1 rRNA gene is annotated in these 1,444 nt (G+C 55.6%); it reads left to right on the top strand.

Features of this window, described 5'->3' with window-relative positions:
- Nucleotides 1-1,387: ribosomal RNA gene (locus Aco03nite_RS52380) — 23S ribosomal RNA — on the top strand; the annotation flags it as partial.
- Between the last annotated feature and the right edge of the window lie 57 nt (nt 1,388-1,444).

Genomic DNA, 1,444 nt, shown 5'->3' with positions numbered 1-1,444 from the left:
GAGGCTGAGACGTGATGCCGAGCCGTTCTGGTGAAGTCATTGATCCTATGCTGCCGAGAAAAGCCTCTAGCGAGCTTTGAGCGGCCCGTACCCTAAACCGACACAGGTGGTCAGGTAGAGAATACCAAGGCGACGGGTGAACTGTGGTTAAGGAACTCGGCAAATTGCCCCCGTAACTTAGGGAGAAGGGGGGCCGGACGCGTGAAGCCACTTGCTGGTGGAGCGTGGTATGGCCGCAGAGAGCAGGGGGAAGCGACTGTTTACTAAAAACACAGGTCCATGCCAAGTCGTAAGACGATGTATATGGACTGACGCCTGCCCGGTGCTGGAACGTTAAGGGGACCTGTTAGCTCCTCGGGGCGAGGCGGAGAACTTAAGCGCCAGTAAACGGCGGTGGTAACTATAACCATCCTAAGGTAGCGAAATTCCTTGTCGGGTAAGTTCCGACCTGCACGAATGGCGTAACGACTTCCCCACTGTCTCAACCACAGGCCCGGCGAAATTGCAGTACGAGTAAAGATGCTCGTTACGCGCGGCAGGACGGAAAGACCCCGGGACCTTTACTATAGCTTGACATTGGTATCTGAATTTAATTGTGTAGGATAGGTGGGAGCCGGTGAAGCTCGGACGCCAGTTCGGGTGGAGGCAATGTTGAAATACCACTCTGTTGGGTTTGGGTATCTAACTTGCGGCCCTGATCGGGTCGAGGGACAGTGTCTGGTGGGTAGTTTAACTGGGGCGGTTGCCTCCTAAAGGGTAACGGAGGCGCCCAAAGGTTCCCTCAGCCTGGTTGGCAATCAGGTGTTGAGTGTAAGTGCACAAGGGAGCTTGACTGTGAGACTGACGGGTCGAGCAGGGACGAAAGTCGGGACTAGTGATCCGGCACTTGCGTGTGGAAGCGGTGTCGCTCAACGGATAAAAGGTACCCCGGGGATAACAGGCTGATCTTCCCCAAGAGTCCATATCGACGGGATGGTTTGGCACCTCGATGTCGGCTCGTCGCATCCTGGGGCTGTAGCAGGTCCCAAGGGTTGGGCTGTTCGCCCATTAAAGCGGTACGCGAGCTGGGTTTAGAACGTCGTGAGACAGTTCGGTCCCTATCCGCCGTGCGCGTTGGATACTTGAGAAGGGCTGTCCCTAGTACGAGAGGACCGGGACGGACGAACCTCTGGTGTGCCAGTTGTTCCGCCAGGAGCATGGCTGGTTGGCTACGTTCGGAAGGGATAACCGCTGAAAGCATCTAAGCGGGAAGCCTGCTTCGAGATGAGGTATCCCACCACCTTGAGTGGGTAAGGCTCCCAGCTAGACTACTGGGTTGATAGGCCGGAGATGTAAGCACGGTAACGTGTTGAGTTGACCGGTACTAATAGGCCGAGGGCTTAACCACCCTAAATTTTATGCTTAGCGTCCACTGTGTGATTCACAGCAAACGAACAACCACCCC

Source organism: Actinoplanes couchii, from assembly GCF_016862075.1.
Lineage (GTDB): Bacteria > Actinomycetota > Actinomycetes > Mycobacteriales > Micromonosporaceae > Actinoplanes > Actinoplanes couchii.
This window is presented reverse-complemented; position numbering and strand designations above follow the sequence as displayed.